Genomic DNA, 18,961 nt, shown 5'->3' with positions numbered 1-18,961 from the left:
CTCCTGTCAGGGAGTCAGTCCGCGCTCACGGCTTGCCACAGCTGGCTGTCGGCGTTCGTGTCCGTCGTCTGCACGAGCTGGGCGCCTGCCGATGTCGAGGAGCCGGACACCGCGAGCAGCTTGCCGCTGTTCACGTTCTTGATCTTGTAGTAGCCGTTTCCGGCGGCCACCAGGGTCCAGTGCTGGCTCGCGGCGTTGCTGTCGGGCTGCTGGACGACGGTCGCGTCGTCCGTGGTGGACCCGCCGGTGACGTCCAGCAGCTGACCGCTGTTCTCGTTGACGATCTCGTAGGCGCCGCCACCGGCCGGGAGCCACAGCCAGCGCTGGTTCTGCCCTGCGGTGTCGTTCCACTGGATGGCGTTCGCCGCTGCGGCGGTCGACGCGCCCGAGATGTCGATCACCTTGCCGCTGTTCTTGTTGAGGACCTTGTAGAGCACGCTCGCGCTGGGGAAGGGGATGGAGGCGAACGCGTCCAGGGCGCAGACGGTGTTGGAGGAGGCCGTGTTCTTCGTTCCGGTGCACACGACCTTGATCGTGTGGGAGCCCGCGGCGAGATCCGTCTTCTCGAACAGCGGCACCTGCTTCGTCACCGTCGAGGCATAGGCGTCGATGCCCGACTGGGCGAGGGTGCCGTCGAGGTAGACGTCGACCTTGCCCATGTTCGGCTGCTTCATGCCGAGGTACCGGACGCCTGAGCCGGTGAACGCGTACTGGACGTAGTCGCCCGCCCTGTTGGTGTAGCTCTCGGACCCCTTGAAGTCCTGCGAGTCGTTCCAGCTCGACCAGCTGGGGGAGTAGGTGAGACCGGAGTCCTTGTCGTCGACGTAGGTCCATCGCTGGCGGACCAGCGCCTTCGACGCGGCGGACGCGTTCCCCTGGGCGTCCACGACGTAGAGGCGGTAGTCACCGGGCTTCGGCGGGACGGCGATGGCCGTCGCGGTTCCGGCCGCCTTCGTCATGGTCGGGCCGACGGCGAACGTCGTCGTACCGGCGGGAGCCAGCCAGAGCGTCCTGGTCGCGTCACCGAGGGGGCGGACAGGGATGGACGACATGCCCTTGCCGGTGAACGTGCTGGCGGGCAGGGCGTAGTCCTGGAGCGCCAGGTTGCTCCGCGGGACGAGGTCCTTGTAGGCGTCCTCGAGGCCCGCGTTCACGGCGATGCCGTACGCCTGCGACGGCCACACCTTGTCCGGGTACGCGTGCACGTCCTGAATGGTGCTGTTCGGGACGCTCTTGCTGAAGATCTTGTTGAGGGTGCCGTAGGTGTTGGTGATGGTGAGGTCGTGCTGCCGGCCCCAGGTGCCGGAGTTGATGGTGTACGCGACATTCGGGTCCACGTCGAGGACGTTGTCGTGCTCGTTGAGGTAGGCGGAACCCTCGTCCGGGTGCATTCCGTACTTGTGGCCGGCCGGCACACCCTGGATGTAGTTGTTGCTGATCTCGGTGTTCGGCTGGCTGCCCAGCGTGTAGATGGGAGCGGAGTCGCCGAGCACCTGCATGGTGTCGACGATCTCGTTGTACTTGACGGTGTTGTTCCTGGCCGTGGTGGTCGGGTTCCCGGGATTGACGGAGTTCGCCGAACCGTCGAAGTTCCACCATCCCCAGCCGAGCGTGATGCCCGCCCAGGGGGACTTCTCGATCCGGTTGTGCTGCACGGACAGGGAGTCCACGAAGTACGCCGACACGGGGCTCGACCCCTGGAACAACACGGCGCTGTCGTAGAGGTAGTTGTCCGTGACCGATATGTTCTTGCAGACGCCCTCGACGTTCACCGGGTACTTCTCGTGGTTGGTCGAGGTGTAGTCCCCGATGTACACGTGCTGGGGGTGCCCCACGGTGACGGCGGATCCGGCGATGTCGTTGGTGACGTTGCCGGTCAGCTGTGTGTCCGTCACGTCGTTGGCCAGGGTGATGCCGTCGGCGCCGGTGTGCTGCACGGTGTTGCGCGACAGGACGATCCCGTCGGCGTTCTCGATCTGGACGGCCGCGGGCGGCAGGTCGACGTTGCGGTAGGTGTACGCGTGGAAGTTCTGCCTGGCGTACACGTTCGAGCTGGCGTTGCCCTGCGTTCCCTGCCGGAACACGGAGCCCGCGACGTTGACCAGGTTCCAGTCGGAGTGCTCGACCGTGAGCCCGGAGAACGTGATGTTCCGCGCGTGGTCGCTCGTGGACTTCCCGGCGATCTTGAGCAGGGTGGACACGTTGTTCGGCGCGAAGACATCCGCCGTGGTCATGTCCTCGGAGCCGGACTTGTAGTAGTAGAGGGTGTGCTTCGCCCTGTCGAAGTAGAACTCCCCCGGCTGGTCCAGGAATTCGTACGCGTTCATGAAGGTGTGGGTGCCGTCCGCCTTGAAGGGGCCGTACGGCGGCGCCTGGGCGATGGCCGCCCCTGGCTGCTGGAACAGGGCCACGCGGTTGGCACCGTCCGAGCTCGTGGTGATCTGCCGGACCCCCACGATGGCCGTGGTCCAGGTCGTCGCCGACTTGATCTCGACGTCGTCCTGGTTGGCGGCGACGGCGGGCAGGTCGGAGAGGCTGTACTTGGCACCGTCGCACTGCGAACCCGACTCCCAGGCCCAGGGAGCCTGACCGGCCGTGACGCTGTAGGTCCCGTAGCAGCCGGCCGAGTTGATCGTCTTGGAGGCCATCTGGGCGCGCTTGCCGTTGACGTACAGGGCGCGGAGCTTGTCGTCGCGGTTGAGTGTGGCCTTCCAGATGTTCCCGCTGTGCTGGGTCCAGCCGGTCACCTGAACACCTCCCTCCAGGACCGGCTTCTCGTTCTGGTAGGCGGCGTACACGACATGGTGGCCGTTCGTCCCGGAGTCGGCCGATGTGAAGTCGATGGTGCTGCTCACCGGGTAGGTGCCGCCGCGGAGATAGACGGTGATGTCCCCGGTCATGTTGTCGTTGACCGTGCGTACGACGTCCCGTGCGTGCTGGAGCGTCTTGAACGGCGCGCTGATCGTCCCGGGGTTGGTGTCGCTGCCGTTCGGGGCGACGTAGTAGGTCGCCTGGGTCGCGGCCGTGGCCGGGGTCGGCGTCGTGAGAGAGGTCAGCAGCACCGCGGAGAGGCCCGTCGCGAGCGCTGCTGACACCGTGCGGGTGGGGGAGGTGCCGGGCTTCATCGCCTGCCCCTCCTGTGCTGGGGGCGGGCGGTCGGGGATGCGTTCATACGGCGGCTCCGAGGGTGGGGTCAGTGCGGTGACACGGTCCTTCAGCACGAGCGCCGACGGAGGTCAGCCGGAGACGGGGAGGCGGTAGAAGGCGGTCGCGGTGCCGGCGAGCACCGCGTGGATCTCGGTGGCGGAACATCCGTCGAGCAGCTCGTCCACGGTGGCGGCCCAGCGGTTCCAGCCGCCCGCGAGGTTCGCGACCGGCCAGTCGGACCCGAACATCAGGCGGTCGGGGCCGAACGACGACAGCAGTACGTCCCACACCGGGCGGATGTCGGTGGTGGTCCATCTGTCGTGGTCGGCCTCGGTGATCAGTCCCGACACCTTGCAGACCACGTGGGGGTGTGCGGCCAGCAGGCGCACCTGCCGTTCCCATTCGGCCAGGTCGCCGTCGGCGATCGGCGGCTTGCCCGCGTGGTCGAGGACCTGGGGCAGGTCGGGGAAGCGCTCGGCCAGCCGGATCGCCTGGTCGAGCTGGTGGCTGCGGACCAGCACGTCGTAGCCGAGCCCGCGGTCCCGGAGGGCCGCCAACCCCCGTTCGACGTCGGGGCGTTGCAGCCACCCCGGCTCCGTCTCGCCCTGGACGAGATGGCGCAGGGACCGCAGATACGTCCCGCCCGGCCCGGCGAGCAGCCCGTCGAGATCGTCGCCGATCGCCGGGGACGTCAGGTCGGCCCAGCCGACGACGGCCCCGATCAGCGGCTCCTGTTCCGCGAGGGCGAGCAGGTCCTCGGTCTCGGGCAGGTCCGGGATGCACTGCACGGCCACCGCGCGGTGCAGACGGCGGCCGGCGATGGTCCGGGTGGCGGTGGTCCGCAGGTCGGCGGGGGTGAAGGTGCGGCGGATCGTCGTCAGGGCGGGGTCGTCGAGCCAGGGCTGCGGACGCTGGTCGAGGTCCCACAGGTGGTGGTGGGCGTCCACGATGCCCGGGACGGGGGTGGCGGTCATGACGCGGGTCCGGGGAGCGGGCTCAGGTGCCAGATCTCGGTGAGTTCCGTCCACTGGCGGGAGTCGCCCCGGTCGGGCCACGGCTCCTGGCAGGGGTCGGTGAGCTTCCACCACTTCTGGGTCTCGGGGTCGGCTTCGAGTGCGGCCATGTCGGCCCCGAAGTCGTCGCCGTGATATTCGAGGTAGGCGAACAGCACATCGCCGTGCAGGTAGATGCTGTAGTTGCGGATGTTCGCCCGGTGCAGGGCGGCCTCGACGCCGGGCCAGACGGCCGAGTGGAGTTCGAGGTACTTCTCGCGGTGCTCGGGGCGGAGCCTGATGGTCTGGGCGATGCGTCGCATCACGCACCCTCCTGAGGGGTGAAGGGGGTCCGGTAGCTGGGAGTGTGGGCACGCAGCCGGAGGCTCAGGGTGAGCCGGATGCGGGTGGACGCGGGCAGCCGGACCGTCAGGTAGGCGCCGTCGCAGTCCTGTTCCTTCTCGGTGACGACCGGCTCGGTGTGGCCGTAGTCGTACATGTCGCCGATCCAGCCGTCGTCCTCGCAGGTGGTGTAGCGGACGGAGGTGATGGTGTGTTCGGCGAAGGCGCCCGCCTGGACGATCACCGTGCGGTCGGTCTCGGGCGCGAGGTTGACCAGTTCGACGGTGGTGGCCTCGGGGTCGATGGAGGTGACCAGGGCGGCCACGTCCGGCGGCAGGCCGGCGCGGCGCGCCTCGGCGTCGTGGTAGCGCAGCCGGGCCTGCTGGAGACCGCCCTGGTACAGCACCTGGGGGCCGCCCCAGGTCAGCTGGACGAGGGCCTCGGTGACCACGGGGTTGCACAGCTGCCACACGTGGATGTCGGCCTCGGGCACGTCCAGGTCGCGGTAGCGGTCGATGCGCCGCAGCCGGTGGCGGACCTGGGCCTGGGCGGCCGCGAGGATGCGCTCGGGGTAGTCGGGGTCGTCACCGGCGAGGAAGGCGAACCAGGCCTTCTCGTGCCCGGACTCCTCCTTGGCCCGGAACGGCCGTACGGTGCGCCAGTCGATGCCGTCGGCCTCGCGCAGCCGCTCCAGCCTGGCGCGGTCGGCCTGGGAGGAGGTGTGGTGCCACAGGGCCACCGGGACCGGCGGGGTGGCCGGGTTGAAGTCGAACCAGCCGGAGTCGTTGTGCCGGAACGGCAGGTGCGGGGTGGGCGTGTGGACGTCGGGGCCGAGTTCGACCGCCCACTTGGAGGGCAGGCTGGAGTCCGCCTCGGTGTGCGGCATCACCTTGGCCTCGTCGATGAGGGTGTCGAGGGAGGTCGCGACCATGGCGAGGTAGTCGTCGTCGCCGGTGACCGTGGCCGCCGCGAGCGCCGCCACGCAGGCCGCGTGGCCGAGGCTGTGCCAGCCGTGCGGCCAGGACCAGCCGTAGTGGCCGCCGTACCAGCGGCCCTCCAGCAGACTGCCGACGACCCCGTCCGGGCCGACGTTGTCCGGGATCAGGCCGCCGTGTTCCCGGGTCCGCTCGCGCCACGCGCCGACGTACTCGACGATCCAGTCGCGGTAGCGCTCCTCGCCGGACAGGATCCAGGCGTTGAGGACCAGCCCGGCCGCGGCGAGGTTGACGGCGGTGTCGCCGACGCCCATCCGGTCCCGCATCTGGTCGCCCAGCCGCGGGTCCGCCGACAGCGGGAAGGGACCGCCGTCGGCCGCCTCGGGGATCCATTCGAGGGGGAAGCCGTAGGTCTCGGCCTCCTTCGGCAGCCAGGGGTAGACGTCGCCGTCGAACAGGCCTGTGCGGTCGGGGTCGCTGCCGTTGTGGGGGCGGGTGATGATGCGGTGTTCGGGGTCGTAGTTGCCCTTGGCGGGGTCGACGTACAGCTCGGCGAAGCGCAGGGCGCGCTCGCGCCAGCGGTCGGGGGCGGCCATGCACAGGAAGTAGAGCAGCAGCAGGCTCTCGCCCTGGTGGAACCAGTCGTAGCCGCGCTCGTACTCGTCGCGCAGCATGTCCAGTTCGGTCAGCTGGCGGGTGACGCCCTCCCAGTGCTTCTCACTGGCGGGCAGCAGGTCGTCGGCGCCGCCGAGGAGGTAGAGCTGGGGCCAGTTGAAGAACACCTCGTAGAAGTCGTCCACACCGTCGCGGGTGGTCAGCGGGCCGGTGTAGTTCAGCCGCCCGTCCGGGCCGGTGAAGTCGCGGGCGAAGCGCCGCCACCCGTGGTCGAGCAGGTCGAACAGCGACCGCTGGGCCACGGCCCATCCGGGGGGTTCGAGCAGCGGCACCCCCGCCTCGATCTCGGGTGGCGCGGCCGGCTGGTCGCGGGGGGCGTCCTCGGCCGGGGTGCGGTCGGCAGGGCTGAAGGGCATGGGAGATCTCCGTTCGGGACGGGCTGCGGGGACGGCGCACGCCGGGGACGACGGCCGGGCGGACGAGGCCGGTGTCACTCCTTGGTGGCGCCGGCGAGCATCCCGCTGACCAGGAAGCGCTGGGCGAAGAGGAAGACGACCAGCACGGGCGTGATGGCCACGAGCGTCGCCAGAGCCAGCTGCGGGCGCTGGATCGCCAGGTCACCCACGGTCGGATTGAACGACGGTACGTTGCTGAGCAGGTTGCCGACGCCCACCTGGACCGGCATCTGACTGCTGTCGGGGAGCATCACGTACGGCAGGAAGTAGTTGGTCCAGTTGGCGACGAAGCTGAAGAAGCCCACGAGCGCGATGACCGGCGTCGCCAGCGGCAGCGCTATGTGCCGGAAGACGCCGAACTCCGAGCAGCCGTCGATCCGTGCGGCCGCCAGCAGGTCCTTCGGTACGGCGGTGGTGAAGTAGATGTACGTCAGATACACACCGAAGGGGTAGAACGAGTACGGCAGGATGATCGACCACATCGTGCCGATCAGATGCACCGCGTTGATCTCCAGGAACAGCGGCACCACCAGCGTGGCGTTCGGCATCAGCATCACGACGAGGGTCGCGATCAGCAGGGTGTGCCGGCCGCGGAACTCGGTCATCGCCAGCGCGTATCCCGCCGGAACGGCGACGCACAGCGTGATGACCAGCGAGATCACCGCGTACAGTGCGGAGTTGCGCAGCCACAGCAGGATCGCGTCGTCCTGGAATGCCGTGAGCGCGTGCCAGTTGGCCTTCAGCGCGTGCCAGGAGCCGAAGGAGAGCGGGCTGTCGTGGACCAGTTGCTGGTCGGTCTTGGTCGCCGCGAGCAGCAGCCAGAGCACCGGCAGGACGAAGAACACCACGAACACGGCCAGTACGGCGCCGGTCAGCAGCCGGGAGGCCACGCGCCGCTGGGGACGGGTGCGCCGCCGCTCCGGAGCCCCCTGGTGCGTGCCGCTCATGACGGATGATTCCCCCTTCGCAGGCCGGGTGGCGGCGACCGGGGTGGCAAAGGACTTATTCGGCATCGAAGAACCCCGACCGTGCGACGAATACTGCGGCGGCCGACACGCTGACGACCAGGAGCTCCACCGAGACCGCGGCGGCGCCGTTGATGTTGTTCATCTGGAAGGCGAAGTCGTACGTCAGCTGGTTGAGCGAGTAGTCGCGGCCGGCCACGCCGGTGCTGGCGAGGGAGAGCAACTGCGGCTCCACGAAGAGCTGGGCTCCGCCCGCGAACGCCAGGATCACCATGTACACGATCCACTTGCGGAGCATCGGGATCTGGATGTGCCAGGCGGTCTGCCAGGCGCCCGCGCCGTCGATGCGCGCGGCTTCCATGACATCTTTGGGGATGTTGTTGAGCGCGCCGTACATGACGACGATCCAGCCGCCCGCGCCGGTCCAGAACGCGATGATCGTGAACAGCAGGGGCAGGTTGCCGGGCGCGATCACCTCGCCGAAGGTGTGGAAGCCCAGCGCGCCCAGCAGCGAGCTGACCGGGCTGACGGTCGGGTCGAGCATGAACAGCCACACCAGCACGCTCGCGGCGCCGGCGAGCGCTCCCGGGATGTAGTAGAGGAAGCGCAGCGCCTTGCCGGCGGGAGCCGAGGTCAGGCGGTGCAGCAGCAGCGCCAGGCCGACCACGAACACCACCAGGGACAGGAGCCAGAAGACGAGGTAGACGGCGACATGGCTCACCGCGTCCAGGAAGCGGAAGTCCTGCGCCGTGGTGACGAAGTTGGAGAAGCCGGTGAACGTGCCCCCGGCGTCGGTGAAGGCGAAGTAGATCGCGTAGGCGGTCGGCAGGACGCCGAAGGCGATCAGCAGGATCACGTAGGCGGCGACGAAGGCCACACCGGCCCGGCTCTGCCGTGCGGTGCCGCGAGGGCGCCGGGCAGCAGAGCCGGCCGGGGAGTGGGTGAGGGTCACTGGGAGACCTTGTATCCGTTGGACTTGGCGTACTTGGTGATGGAGTCCTGCCAGGCGGGCAGCATGGAGGCGATGGACTTGCCCTGGGTCAGGCCCGGCTTGACGGTGGCGGCCCAGATCGCCTCCTGGCTGAACTGGCCCGATCCCCAGTCCGGCCAGACCTGGGTGGACGCGGCCTTGAGGGCGCTCAGGTCACTGGCGAAGTATCCGGAGGCGGCCTGCCCCTTCAGCCACTCCTCGGCGGCCGGCGCGTACGCGGGGAAGCCGGGGGCCTTGGCGCCCTGGTAGGCGTTGTCGGTGGTGACCCACTTCAGGAAGTCGGTGGCCGCCTTGATGTGGGCGGAGTGCTTCGACAGCAGCCAGGTGCCGCCGCCGACGTTGCCGGTGGACGGCGACGCGTCCCCCTGCCACTGGGGCATGGGCGCTGCCGCGATCTGCTTGGCCGGGGTCTTGAGGCCGTCCTTGAACACCGCGCCGCCGTACCAGGCGGGGCCCGGCATGAGCAGGACCTTGTTCGCCTTGTTCTTGCTGAAGTCGGTGCTGAAGACGCCGCTGATGGACATGGACTTCGCCTTGATCAGCGTGTCCATGAGCTTGGCCATCTTGGTGCAGGCCTCGCTGGTGGTGTTCACCGACACCGACTTGGGGCCGGTGATGTGGTTGGCGCCGCACTTGCTCGCCCACAGGTAGATTTCGGGGGCGAAGGAGTCGCCCGCGTCACCCACCAGGTAGCCGGGGTGCTCCTTGGCCACCTTCTCGCCGATCGCCTGGTACTCCTCCCACGTCGTGGGCACCGTGTAGCCGAACTGCTTCAGCAGCGGCGCGTTGTACCAGAGCACCGCCTGGGAGAGATCGTTGCGCAGACAGTAGACGGTGCCGTTGACGGTGCAGACGTCGTTGGCGCCCTTGGCGAAACCGGCCAGGGTCGCGGAGGGGATCAGCCCCTTGTTCAGCGGCGCGGCGAAGCCGGCGTCGACCGCCCAGCTCACCTCGTTGTTCTGGGAGCTGAAGACCACGTCCGGCCAGCCCTTGCCGGTGCGGTTGAACAGCTGGACCTTCGTCTGGAGGTAGTTCGAGCCGTTGGCGTCGCCGTCGTAGCTGACGATGTTCAGCTTCACGTTCGGGTGCTGCCGCTGGTACAGCTTCGCGGCATCCATCCGGGTCGCGTCCACCCAGACGGTCAGCGCACCGTCCGTCTGGCGCACCTGCGCGAAGCCGTCCTTGTTCGTCGTGGCCGTGGCGCCGCCGTTGCAGGCGGAGACGGTAAGCAACACGGTGGCCGCGCAGCCGGCCAGCAACGTCGCACGCCTCCTGCTGGACGCTCTCTCCTGGCCGGACGAAGGCTTGTTGACGGTCATGTGCGACTCCACTGGTTTCACAGGGCGCCCCGAGTAGGCGGGTAGGTGGCGCGTGTATGGGGACGACGCCGGGCCGTACCGGTCGGGCGTCGGGGACCTCGGACGGCCGTGCCGCTTGCCGCCGCGGAAGAAATTAGGCGCCTTATCAAGGGATCAGTCAAGGGTGTGAGCAGGCTCTTCCTTATGACCTATGGCTGATGCCCCGTATCGACATGGGAAAAGTCCCTCATATCCGCTTACGAGCCCTGGACTTGCTGCACTTCTGCGGTGTAGACCTTCCCTCGATGAGTACGACTCATTGGGGGGTGGGGATACGATGAGCATGGCTCCACATCGATCAACCGCCCTCGCGGCAGTCATCCCGAAGGCAGGACAGATGAACGACACACCCGCGACCGCTGCGGCAGAGACGGTGAACGGTGCGGACGCGCGGCCCGAGTACCGGCCCGGCTACGAGGTCGTGGCGGAGCGGATTCTCGAGTTCATCGCCGAGTCGCGTCTGGTGGCGGGCGACCGGCTGCCCACGGAGAACGATCTGGCCCAGCGGCTGAACACCAGCAGGGCCGTGGTGCGGGAGGCCGTGAAGATCCTTTCGGCGCTCGGCCGGGTCCGGGCGCACAAGGGGCGCGGACTGTTCGTCGCGGACGACGAGGGCCTGCTCAGCACCAGCCGCTGGGGCGGCTTCTTCCGCCCGGTCGACCTCGATCACGTGCTCATGCTGTTCGAGTTCCGCAGGGTGCAGGAGATGGCCGCGAGCAGTCTGGCCGCCACCCGGGCCACCCCCGCCGAGCTGCGGACCATCGAGGTGGCCGTGCAGCGGTGCCGGCACGGCTTCGTCCACGGTCAGGTCGAGGAGTTCAACCAGGCGGACGAGGACTTCCACGGGGCCGTGGCCGCGGCCTCGCACAACGCCTTCCTCGTCAGCGCGGTGCGGGACGCGCGACGCCTCCAGCGGCAGTCCAGCGCGATCGGGATCCATGACACCTTCGGTGAGGGCACCGAGTCCGCGGTCGTGGAACACGAGGTGATCTACCGGGCCATTCGCGACGGCCGCCCCGACGAGGCGGCCGAGGCCACGGCGGCACATCTCGACAGGACGCTGGAGGACTACCGGCGGGAGATCCAGCGACGCCTGTTCGGATAGCGAGACCTCGCCGGGGCCCTCTCGTACGACCGCTCCTGCCTGCGGCGAAGCGTCACCGCACGTCGAACCGGTCGACGACCAGCCAGCTGCCTCCCGTCTTGGTCAGGGTGAGGGTGTGGCGCCCGAGGGGCAGGTCGCTGACGGAGTATACGGTCCGCTGGGCCTGGCGGCTCGCGGAGGACGCGTTGACGGTGCCCCGGGAGGCGCCGTCGAGGGAGACCGCGAGGGAGCCCTCGTCGGAGTTGGTCTCGGTGACGAGGCTGATCCCGGTACCGGTGAAGGTGACGGTGGCCGAGTCGCCGTCGGCCGTGGTGGCGTGGACGTCGTCCTGGTAGTCGCCGAAGCCGCGGTTGGCGGAGTAGCGCCAGGAGGCGCCGGTATAGGTGAGGGAGGAGTCGGTGTCGTTGTGGACGCCGGTGACCTCGAAGCCGTCCAGGGAGGCCCAGGTGCCGCTGCGCTTGACGAACCGGACGGTGTGGCTGCCCGGGCTCAGTCCGCCGGTGCTGTAGAGCACCGCCTGGGCCTGGCGGGTGGTGGCGTGGGTGTCGACCAGGCCCTTGGAGGTTCCGTCGATGAAGACCTCGGCCTGTCCCTGGTCGGTGTTCCTCTCGCCGATGACCGAGACACCGGTGCCGGTGAACGTCAGCGAGGCGCCGTCGCCGTCGGTCTTCGTGGCGTGTACGGCGTCCTCGTGGTCGCCCACGCCGCGGTTGCCGTTCGCCGTCCAGCTGCCGGTGTAGGAGATCGCGGTGTCGTCGTCGTCCATCCAGCCGGTCAGCGGCCTGTGCGCGGCGTCGGGGCCGGCGGCCGCGATGATGTCCCGGGCGGCGGAGGGCCAGGCGCCGCCGGAGACGATCGTGGCCTGGCTGAAGGTGATGCCGGTCCCGCTGTTCCGGTAGGTGGCGGTGTCGGAGTAGTTGTCGTGGATGTCGATGTCGTGGATGGTCGGCGTCCACATGCCGATCCAGTTGCCGCCGACGATGCGGGAGACGTTGTCGTGGGTGTTCCAGTACGAGCTGCCCTCGTCCTGGTACAGCATGTTGTTGGTGTGGTTGCCGACCTCGACCAGGTTGCCCGCGAGGACGGACGTGGTGGAGCCGTCGCCATTGCCCTGGCCGCCGTTGGTGTAGATGGGGCCGCCGTCGTGGAGGACGTTCATCACGTCGTGCACGTGGTTGTCCAGGACCTGGTTGGCGCCGGCGTAGAGGGTGCCGTGTGCGCAGGTGTGCAGGCCCTGGGCGGACTGCATGGAGCACGGTGAGGCGTAGCCCCAGCCCCAGCCGACCGACATGCCGGAGTAGGGGGTGTGGCCGATGTCGTTGTGCGAGACGGTGAGGCCGCGGGTGTAGCCGGCCCAGATGCCGACCGCGTCGGAGTAGTCCCGGCCGACGTCGGAGATCCAGTTCTGGGTGACGGTGTCGCCGGTGGTCATGCGGTGGGTGTCGGTGAGGTAGTAGTCGTCCACCTCGCCCACGGAGACGCCGCCACCGGAGGTGTCGTGGATGACGTTCCCGGTGATCGTGGAGTCCTGGGTGCCGTCGGCGAGGTCGATGCCGGTGCCGCCGGTGTGGGTGATCTCGTTGCCGGTGAAGGTGATGTGGGATCCGCGGTGGACCTGGACGGCGGCGGGGATGCGGAGGGGGGCGTTGTCGTTGCCGGGGTCCCAGAGCACGCCGGCCTGGTTGTCGATGTAGCCGGCCGTGGAGGGCAGGGTCCAGGTGGTGTAGGCGAAGGTCAGGCCCTGGAAGGTGATGTCGTGCGCGGGCGTGATCGCGTCCGGCACCACGGTGAAGCCGTCCAGGAGCATGGTTGTCCCGCCGGTCTTGACCAGCTTGATGGTGTGCCGGCCCTTGGCGAGGCCGCTGACGGAGGCGACGACCTGCTGGGCGAGCCGCGACGAGCCGGAGGCGGACACGCTCTGCACCTTGGCGCCGTCGACGTAGACGTCGATGCCGCCCTCGTCGGTGTTGGTCTCCGACAGCACGTCGATCCCGGTACCGGTGAAGGTGTAGCTCACCGAGTCGCCGTTGGCCGTGGTGGCGTGGACGTCGTTGGAGAGGTCACCCAGGTTGCGCCCGCTGGAGGAGCTCCAGGATCCGGTGTAGGTGATGGCCGGGTCCGTGTCGTCGACCGGCGCGAGGTGGCCGGGCGTGCCCTGCACGTTCAGCAGCGTCTCGGTGGTGGGCAGCTCCACGTCGGCGGTGGTGAGGTCCTCACCGCTGCGCGGCTTGTAGTACAGGTAGCCCGCCGAGCTGTCGAGGTAGAACTCGCCGGGGGAGTCGAGCAGTTGGTAGGCGTTCTCCACGGAGGTGATGGAGGTCAGCTTCGGCAGTCCGGCGCCGTTGAAGGGGAAGCCCCGGTTGGGCACCGAGGTGTTGTTGTTCCTGAAGCAGGCCGGGTCGACGTCGAGGCTGGACCCGCCGCCACTGGGCGTGGTGATGCTCGCCAGCGGGCAGCGCATCTGCTTCCAGGCGTTGTTGTCCACGATCTCCACCGAGGAGGCGTTGGTGAACGACGTGTAGGAGGAGTCGCCGGTGGTGAAGCTCGACCCGGAGAGGGTGAAACCCGAGGGGTTCAGCGGACCGCGTGCGCGCTGGGCCCGTACCCCGTCGACGAACAGCTGCCGGCTCCGCGTGCCGGCCGGCACGGCGGCGCGGTAGATGTTCTTGCCGCTGTCGAAGAGGGAGAACCCGCTGACCTTCGTCGCCCCGCTCAGGACGGGCTTCTCACCCGGATAGGCGGCATAGACCACCTTGTGGCCGTTGCGCCCGGAGTCGGACGCGCCCAGGGTGAACGCCTGGGACAGGCGGTAGGTGCCGCCGCGCAGAAAGACGTCGATGTCGGCGGCCATGGCGGGGGCGAGGCCCGCCACCTTGCTCCTGGCGCCGTCCAGGCTGCACGGCGCGCTCGGTGAGCAGGTGCTGCCGGACCCGGAAGGCGACGCGTACAGCACGGTCGGCGTGGCGGCGTACGCCGGACCGGCCGGGGACAGCGCGGCGCAGACGACCGCGCCGACTGCCCCCAGCGCACCGTAGAAACCGCGGGCTCTGGAACGGAACATGGAGGGGTACTCCTTCGGGATCGCGGACATCGGATGTGTGCGGCTACGCGCCCTCCACCACGACGATGTCGAGGGTCCTCGGCCCGTGCACGCCCTCCACCCGGTCCAGTTCGATGTCGCTGGTCGCCGAGGGGCCCGAGATCAGGGTCAGCGGACGGTACGGGTCCAGGCGGTGCAGCGCCTCGGGCACGTCGGGTGCGATCTGATCGGCTCGGACCACGCAGATGTGCTGGTCCGGGAGGAGCGTCAGGGCCCGGCGCCCCTGGCCCAGGCCGTGGTCGAGGGCCACGGTGCCGGTGACGGCGATGGCCACGGCGACCGTGGTGAGGACGGCGTCGGCCGCCTCGAGCTGTCCGACGGTCAGCGGCGGGACGTCCGCCGGCAGCGACCAGGGCCCGTCGGGGACCAGACCGTCGGGCAGCCCGGGCGGCACCACCAGGGACCGGGCTCCGGTACGGGCGAGCGCGTCAGCGACGGCGCCCGCGGCACCGGACGCCGGAACCCGGACCACCGTGGCGCGGTACTCGGCGGCACGCTCGGCGAACAGCCCGACGATGTCCTCTCCCGCGTGGTCGGCGCGGCAACCGTGCGGACCCGGCCGGTCATCGGGACGCTCGGAGCCGGGAACACCGGACAGCGCCCCCCGGACCGCGCTCAGGACCGTCTCGCGGTCGTTCCCCGTCATCGCTTCCCTCCCGCCGTCGTACGGCCGTCTTCGCGGGTGGGCGTTCTGGTACGGCGCCACCAGGCGCGCAGCGACTCCCGGGCCGGGGCGGGTGTGTCCCGGGTGGCGGACCAGCGGGCGAGCGGGCCCGGCAGGGCGCCGATCCGGCCGTCGCGCGCCACCAGCCGGGCTCCCAGGGCGGCCAGCCTCTGGGCCGCCGACAGGCGCCCGGGGGAGGACAGGACGGCGCCGGCGGCCTTCATGGCGAGCGCCTCAGGGGTGGGCAGCAGCCGGTCGCGGCGTCTGGCCTCCACCGCCTCGGCCCGCAGGTGGACCAGCACCTCGGGAATGTTGATCTTCACGGGGCAGGCGTCGTAGCAGGCACCGCACAGAGTCGAGGCGAAGGGCAGCGAGGCCGCGTTGTGGACGCCGACGAGCTGCGGGGTGAGCACGGCGCCGATCGGGCCGGGATACACCGAGCCGTAGGCGTGGCCGCCGGTGCGCTCGTAGACCGGGCAGACGTTCAGGCAGGCGGAGCAGCGGATGCAGGACAGTGCCTGGCGCCCGACCTCGTCGGCGAGGGTCGCGGTGCGGCCGTTGTCGAGGAGGATCAGATGGAAGTTCTGCGGACCGTCGCCCTCGGTGATCCCCGTCCACAGCGAGGTGTAGGGGTTCATCCGCTCGCCCGTGGACGAGCGCGGCAGCAGTTGGAGGAAGACCTCCAGGTCGGCGAAGGACGGCAGCACCTTCTCGATGCCCATGACGGTGATCAGCGTCTGCGGCAGGGTCAGGCACATCCGCCCGTTGCCCTCCGACTCCACGACCACGACCGTGCCGGTGTCGGCCGCCGCGAAGTTGGCGCCGGAGACGGCGACCCTGGCGCGCAGGAACTTCTCCCGCAGATGGAGCCGGGCGGCCTCGGCGAGGTCACGGGGGTCGTCGGTGAGTTCCTCGGGAGCCGGCCTGCCCCGCTTCCCCATCTCCCGGCGGAAGATCTCCCGGATCTCGGAGCGGCCCCGGTGGATGGCCGGCACCAGGATGTGGGACGGCCGGTCGCCGCCCAACTGCACGATGAGTTCCGCGAGATCGGTCTCGTAGGCGCGGATGCCCGCCTTTGCCAGCGCCTCGTTGAGACCGATCTCCTGGGTCGCCATCGACTTGACCTTGACGACCTCCTCCTCGCCGGTCTCCTTCACCAGCGCGGTCACGATGCGGTTGGCCTCGGCGGCGTCCGCCGCCCAGTGGACGACTCCGCCCGCGGCGGTCACCGCCTTCTCCAGGCGCAGCAGATGGTGGTCGAGATGGCGCAGGGTGTGGCGTTTGACCGCGGCGGCCGTCTCCCGCAGGTCCTCCCAGTCCGCCAGTTCGGCGGTGACCGCCAGCCGCTTGTCCCGGATGGTGCCGGTCGCCCGGCGCAGGTTCGCCCGCAGCCGGGTGTCGGCGAGCGCGGTGCGCGCCGCCTCGGGGAAGGCCGGGGTGCCCAGCCATACGACGTTGTCGGCGCCGCTCACCGTACGTCCCCTTCCGTGGAGGCCAGGATCTCGGCCAGGTGCAGCGTGCCGACGCCGGTACGCAGCCGGGACAGGCCGCCGCCGATGTGGGTGAGGCACGAGTTGTCGCTCGCGCACAGGAACTCGGCACCGGTGTCCTGCACATGGCGCATCTTGTCGGCGAGCATGGCGTTGGACACCTCGGAGTTCTTCAGCGCGAAGGTGCCGCCGAAGCCGCAGCAGGACTCCGCGGCGGGCAGTTCGACGAGGTCGATGCCCTCCACCGCGCGCAGCAGCCGCAACGGCCGGTCGCCCACCCGCAGCATGCGCAGCGAGTGGCAGGTCGGGTGGTACGTGACACGGTGCGGGAAGTAGGCGCCGACGTCGGTGACGCCGAGTACGTCGACGAGGAGTTCCGACAGCTCGTACACCCTGGGGACCACGTGCTCGACCGACTTGGCGAGGGCGGCGTCCCCGTACTGGGAGGCCACCACGCCGTGGTGGTCGCGCACCATCGCGGTGCAGGACCCGGAGGGGGCGACGACGGCGTCGTAGCCCGCGAAGACCTCGGCGAAGCGGCGCACCATGGGCAGGGTCTCGGGGCGGTAGCCGGTGTTGAAGTGCATCTGACCGCAGCACGTCTGGCCTTGCGGGAACTCGACGGTGTGGCCGAGCCGTTCCAGCAGCAGGGTCACGGCCTGGCCGGTGCGCGGGAACATCGTGTCGTTGAAGCAGGTGATGAAGAGGGCTATGCGCATGGCAGCCCCTGCCGAGCGGTGTGGGCGCGGACCTTGCTGTGCAGGGAAATGCTCATGACGGCTCCCACGTGGCCGTCGGCACGGGGGTGTCCACGTCCAGCAGGCCCTCGGCGCGCAGTTCGTCCCACAGGACGTGCGGGAGGGGGCGGCGCAGCTGTTCCACCGTGTCGCGCACCTCCTCCGGCGACCGTGCGCCGGTCAGGACGCTCGCCACCGCGGGGTGGCCGAAAGGGAAGCGCAGGGCGGCGGCCCGCAGCGGCACGCCGTGGCGTTCGGCGACCGCCAGCAGCCGCAGCGCCCGGTCGAGCACCGGCTGCCGGACAGGCGCGTAGTCGTAGGTGGCGCCGGGCCGGGGCGCGGTGAGCAGCCCGGAGTTGAACACGCCGCCGATGACGACGCTACGGCCGCGGGCGGCCGCCTCCGGGAGCAGTTCGGTCAGCCCGTCCTGGTCCAGGAGGGTGTAACGGCCGGCGAGCAGCACCACGTCGATGTCGGTCTCGCGCAGGAACCGGGCGGGCAGCGCCGACTGGTTCATCCCGACGCCGATCGCCCCGATCACGCCTTCGGCGCGCAGCCGCTCCAGCGCCGGGTACGCCTCGCGCAATGCCTGCTCGGCGTGGTCGTCCGGGTCGTGCAGGAGGGCCACGTCGACGCGGTCGACGCCGAGGCGTTCCAGACTCGCCTCCAGGGAGCGCCGTACCCCGTCGGCGCTGAAGTCCCAGACCCGGCGGTGGGTGGCCGGGACGGCGAAGCCCTGGGCGAGGTCGTCACCGGCCGCGCCCTCCGGATGCGGCACGAGAAGCCGGCCCACCTTGGTGGAGAGGGTGTACGCGTCCCGGGGGCGGCCGCGCAGTGCCGCACCCAGCCGCCGCTCGGACAGGCCGAGACCGTAGTGGGGTGCGGTGTCGAAGGTGCGGATGCCGGCGTCCCAGGCCGCGTCCACCGTGGCATGGGCGGCCTCCTCACCGACCGGCTGGTAGAGGTTGCCGAGGGCGGCACAGCCCAGCGCCAGCTCCGAGACCGGTACCGCGCTGCCGCCCAGCGTGGTGGTTCTCACGACCCCTCCACCGGACGCAGCCGCAGTCCCTGCATGCCGCCGTCCACCGCGAGGGCGGTGCCGGTGACGGACGCGGCGGCCGGACTCGCGAGGTAGACGATGGCCGCGGCGACCTCGTCGGCGGTGACCAGGCGTCCCATGGGCTGCCTGGCGTTGAGGGCGGCGCGCTCGGCCGCGGGGTCGTCCGCGGCGTCGAGGAGCCGGGAGACCCACGGGGTGTCGGCGGTGCCGGGGTTGACGCAGTTGACGCGGATGCCCTCGCGGACGTGGTCGGCGGCCATGGCGAGCGTCAGGGAGAGGACCGCGCCCTTGCTGGCGGAGTACAGGGCGCGCTGCGGCAGCCCCGCGGTGGCGGCGATGGAACAGGTGTTGACGACCGCCGCGTGGGACGAGCGCCGCAGATGGGGCAGGGCGGCGCGGGTGGTGCGGACCATGCCGAGGACGTTGACGTCCAGCACCCGGTGCCAGTCCTCGTCCGGGTTGTCCTCGATGGTGCCGATGGCGCCGATGCCCGCGTTGTTCACGAGGATGTCCAGGCCGCCGAGCCGATGGGCGGCCTGTTCCACGGCGGCGCGCACCGAGGCGTCGTCCGTGACGTCGGCCGTGATGCCGAGCAGCGGTGCGGGGGCTGGGTCCGGATCGAGGTCGAGTACGGCGACCGCCGCGCCGCGGTCCGCCAGCGTGCGGGCCGTGGCGAGCCCGATGCCGGAGGCGCCGCCGGTGACGACGGCGCGGAGCCCTGAGAGATCGGTCATGCTGTCCCACCCTGTGCAGCGCGGTCGGCCACCCAGAACGAGCCGTCCGGGTAGCGGGATGCGGTGATGGACTCTTTCTTCATGGTGGCGGAGAAGCCGGGCGCGAACGGCGCGGTGTAGTGGCCGTCGCGCAGCACCACCAGCGTGGTGACGTGCTCATGGGGGTGGTCGACGAACTCGATCACACGGTTCTCGGTCGTACCGGACAGCGCCGGCTTGATCTGGGTGAAACCGTCGGCGACGTACCGGAAGTCGGCCGTTTCGACCGCGG

At 70.0% G+C, this 18,961-nt stretch carries 14 protein-coding genes and 1 pseudogene; 1 reads left to right on the top strand and 14 read right to left on the bottom strand.

Features of this window, described 5'->3' with window-relative positions:
- Positions 1-14: 14 nt before the first annotated feature.
- The 7 genes from ACZ5CZ_RS06940 to ACZ5CZ_RS06910 form a co-directional block, all read right to left on the bottom strand.
- Complete coding sequence (locus ACZ5CZ_RS06940; RefSeq protein WP_468939893.1) at positions 15-3,125, bottom strand: RICIN domain-containing protein; 3,111 nt, start codon at positions 3,123-3,125, stop codon at positions 15-17.
- A 111-nt stretch (positions 3,126-3,236) separates the two neighbouring features.
- Positions 3,237-4,121, bottom strand: a complete 885-nt coding sequence (locus tag ACZ5CZ_RS06935; protein WP_468939890.1) for an amidohydrolase family protein — start codon at positions 4,119-4,121, stop codon at positions 3,237-3,239.
- Complete coding sequence (locus ACZ5CZ_RS06930; RefSeq protein ID WP_468939887.1) at positions 4,118-4,462, bottom strand: L-rhamnose mutarotase; 345 nt, start codon at positions 4,460-4,462, stop codon at positions 4,118-4,120. The genes ACZ5CZ_RS06935 and ACZ5CZ_RS06930 overlap by 4 nt, the downstream gene beginning before the upstream one ends.
- A complete protein-coding gene (locus ACZ5CZ_RS06925) occupies positions 4,462-6,447 on the bottom strand; it encodes a DUF8034 domain-containing protein (protein WP_385845946.1) in 1,986 nt (661 codons plus the stop codon). The genes ACZ5CZ_RS06930 and ACZ5CZ_RS06925 overlap by 1 nt, the downstream gene beginning before the upstream one ends.
- A 74-nt stretch (positions 6,448-6,521) precedes the next feature.
- The gene (locus ACZ5CZ_RS06920; protein ID WP_385845945.1) at positions 6,522-7,433 is read right to left on the bottom strand and encodes a carbohydrate ABC transporter permease; all 912 of its coding nucleotides are present in this window, start codon (positions 7,431-7,433) and stop codon (positions 6,522-6,524) included.
- A gap of 55 nt (positions 7,434-7,488) precedes the next feature.
- Positions 7,489-8,403: a carbohydrate ABC transporter permease gene (locus tag ACZ5CZ_RS06915; RefSeq protein ID WP_468939882.1), complete on the bottom strand. Its 915-nt coding sequence runs from the start codon at positions 8,401-8,403 to the stop codon at positions 7,489-7,491.
- Positions 8,400-9,761, bottom strand: coding sequence for an ABC transporter substrate-binding protein (locus ACZ5CZ_RS06910; RefSeq protein WP_468939879.1), 1,362 nt, complete (start codon positions 9,759-9,761; stop codon positions 8,400-8,402). Before ACZ5CZ_RS06910 ends, ACZ5CZ_RS06915 begins: the two co-directional genes overlap by 4 nt.
- A gap of 376 nt (positions 9,762-10,137) precedes the next feature.
- Here ACZ5CZ_RS06910 and ACZ5CZ_RS06905 point away from each other — a divergent pair, with 376 nt between their 5' ends.
- A complete protein-coding gene (locus ACZ5CZ_RS06905) occupies positions 10,138-10,905 on the top strand; it encodes a FadR/GntR family transcriptional regulator (protein WP_385845942.1) in 768 nt (255 codons plus the stop codon).
- A 52-nt stretch (positions 10,906-10,957) separates the two neighbouring features.
- Here the strand turns inward: ACZ5CZ_RS06905 and ACZ5CZ_RS06900 are convergent, their stop codons facing one another.
- The 7 genes and pseudogenes from ACZ5CZ_RS06900 to ACZ5CZ_RS06870 form a co-directional block, all read right to left on the bottom strand.
- Complete coding sequence (locus ACZ5CZ_RS06900) at positions 10,958-13,966, bottom strand: hypothetical protein (RefSeq protein WP_468939877.1); 3,009 nt, start codon at positions 13,964-13,966, stop codon at positions 10,958-10,960.
- 43 nt (positions 13,967-14,009) lie between these two features.
- Complete coding sequence (locus ACZ5CZ_RS06895) at positions 14,010-14,651, bottom strand: LutC/YkgG family protein (protein ID WP_385845940.1); 642 nt, start codon at positions 14,649-14,651, stop codon at positions 14,010-14,012.
- On the bottom strand, positions 14,648-16,141 hold the full coding sequence (locus tag ACZ5CZ_RS06890) for a LutB/LldF family L-lactate oxidation iron-sulfur protein (RefSeq protein ID WP_468939874.1): 1,494 nt from the start codon (positions 16,139-16,141) through the stop codon (positions 14,648-14,650). The genes ACZ5CZ_RS06895 and ACZ5CZ_RS06890 overlap by 4 nt, the downstream gene beginning before the upstream one ends.
- On the bottom strand, positions 16,138-16,878 hold the full coding sequence (locus ACZ5CZ_RS06885) for a (Fe-S)-binding protein (protein ID WP_468939871.1): 741 nt from the start codon (positions 16,876-16,878) through the stop codon (positions 16,138-16,140). The genes ACZ5CZ_RS06890 and ACZ5CZ_RS06885 overlap by 4 nt, the downstream gene beginning before the upstream one ends.
- A 52-nt stretch (positions 16,879-16,930) precedes the next feature.
- A complete protein-coding gene (locus ACZ5CZ_RS06880; RefSeq protein ID WP_468939869.1) occupies positions 16,931-17,935 on the bottom strand; it encodes an aldo/keto reductase in 1,005 nt (334 codons plus the stop codon).
- The gene (locus ACZ5CZ_RS06875; RefSeq protein WP_385845936.1) at positions 17,932-18,690 is read right to left on the bottom strand and encodes an SDR family NAD(P)-dependent oxidoreductase; all 759 of its coding nucleotides are present in this window, start codon (positions 18,688-18,690) and stop codon (positions 17,932-17,934) included. Before ACZ5CZ_RS06875 ends, ACZ5CZ_RS06880 begins: the two co-directional genes overlap by 4 nt.
- Positions 18,687-18,902 (bottom strand): annotated as a pseudogene (locus ACZ5CZ_RS06870) (fuconate dehydratase); the annotation flags it as partial. The gene ACZ5CZ_RS06875 and the pseudogene ACZ5CZ_RS06870, both read right to left, overlap by 4 nt.
- Between the last annotated feature and the right edge of the window lie 59 nt (positions 18,903-18,961).

Source organism: Streptomyces sp. NPDC031418 (assembly GCF_055581605.1).
Note: the sequence above shows the minus strand (reverse complement) of the source record. Positions and strands in the feature narration are given on the sequence as shown.

What these genes read in the sequence shown, in the direction of transcription:
- ACZ5CZ_RS06940 (WP_468939893.1), bottom strand. Translation starts at nt 3,125, where the DNA reads ATGAAGCCCGGCACCTCCCCCACCCGCACGGTGTCAGCAGCGCTCGCG.
- ACZ5CZ_RS06935 (WP_468939890.1), bottom strand. Translation starts at nt 4,121, where the DNA reads ATGACCGCCACCCCCGTCCCGGGCATCGTGGACGCCCACCACCACCTG.
- ACZ5CZ_RS06930 (WP_468939887.1), bottom strand. Translation starts at nt 4,462, where the DNA reads ATGCGACGCATCGCCCAGACCATCAGGCTCCGCCCCGAGCACCGCGAG.
- ACZ5CZ_RS06925 (WP_385845946.1), bottom strand. Translation starts at nt 6,447, where the DNA reads ATGCCCTTCAGCCCTGCCGACCGCACCCCGGCCGAGGACGCCCCCCGC.
- ACZ5CZ_RS06920 (WP_385845945.1), bottom strand. Translation starts at nt 7,433, where the DNA reads ATGAGCGGCACGCACCAGGGGGCTCCGGAGCGGCGGCGCACCCGTCCC.
- ACZ5CZ_RS06910 (WP_468939879.1), bottom strand. Translation starts at nt 9,761, where the DNA reads ATGACCGTCAACAAGCCTTCGTCCGGCCAGGAGAGAGCGTCCAGCAGG.
- ACZ5CZ_RS06905 (WP_385845942.1), top strand. Translation starts at nt 10,138, where the DNA reads ATGAACGACACACCCGCGACCGCTGCGGCAGAGACGGTGAACGGTGCG.
- ACZ5CZ_RS06900 (WP_468939877.1), bottom strand. Translation starts at nt 13,966, where the DNA reads ATGTTCCGTTCCAGAGCCCGCGGTTTCTACGGTGCGCTGGGGGCAGTC.
- ACZ5CZ_RS06895 (WP_385845940.1), bottom strand. Translation starts at nt 14,651, where the DNA reads ATGACGGGGAACGACCGCGAGACGGTCCTGAGCGCGGTCCGGGGGGCG.
- ACZ5CZ_RS06885 (WP_468939871.1), bottom strand. Translation starts at nt 16,878, where the DNA reads ATGCGCATAGCCCTCTTCATCACCTGCTTCAACGACACGATGTTCCCG.
- ACZ5CZ_RS06875 (WP_385845936.1), bottom strand. Translation starts at nt 18,690, where the DNA reads ATGACCGATCTCTCAGGGCTCCGCGCCGTCGTCACCGGCGGCGCCTCC.